The organism is Pseudomonas sp. RA_35y_Pfl2_P32 (assembly GCF_963970735.1).
GTDB lineage: Bacteria > Pseudomonadota > Gammaproteobacteria > Pseudomonadales > Pseudomonadaceae > Aquipseudomonas.
Map to the genome: position 1 here is coordinate 1 of NZ_CAXAQF010000236.1, position 503 is coordinate 503.

Here is a 503-nt window from a genome sequence, read left to right on the forward strand (position 1 = left end):
GACCTGGTGCGCCGTCGCGCCGATGGCGCCCTGGAATACCTGGGACGGATCGACCAGCAGGTGAAGATCCGCGGGTTCCGCATCGAGCTGGGCGAAATCGAAGCCTGCCTGCTGGCGGAACCCGGGGTACGCGAAGCGGCAGTGGTGGCGCGGCACAACCAACTTGTTGGCTATGTGGTGGCCGACCCTGACGACGCCCTGTTGGGCCGCTTGCGTGAGCGTCTGCACGCGCAACTGCCGGACTATATGGTGCCCGCGCGGCTGATGCGCCTGGAGCGCATGCCGCAGACGCCGAACCGCAAGCTGGACCGCAAGGCCCTGCCGGAACCGGAGCTGGAAACCCGTGTGCCTGTGGCGCCGCAAGGCCCGGTGGAAACCGCGCTGGCCGCGATCTGGCAAGCCGTGTTGAACCTGGCGCAGGTCAGCGTCGAGGACAACTTCTTCGAACTGGGCGGTGACTCGATCGTCTCGGTGCAGGTGGTGGCGCGCGCCCGTGAGGCCGG

Annotated in this window: 1 protein-coding gene; it reads left to right on the top strand. The window is 68.2% G+C overall.

The features are described from left to right. Window positions 1-503 (top strand): AMP-binding enzyme (locus AACY45_RS28040; RefSeq protein WP_339548725.1); only part of this gene is annotated, 503 nt, incomplete at both ends.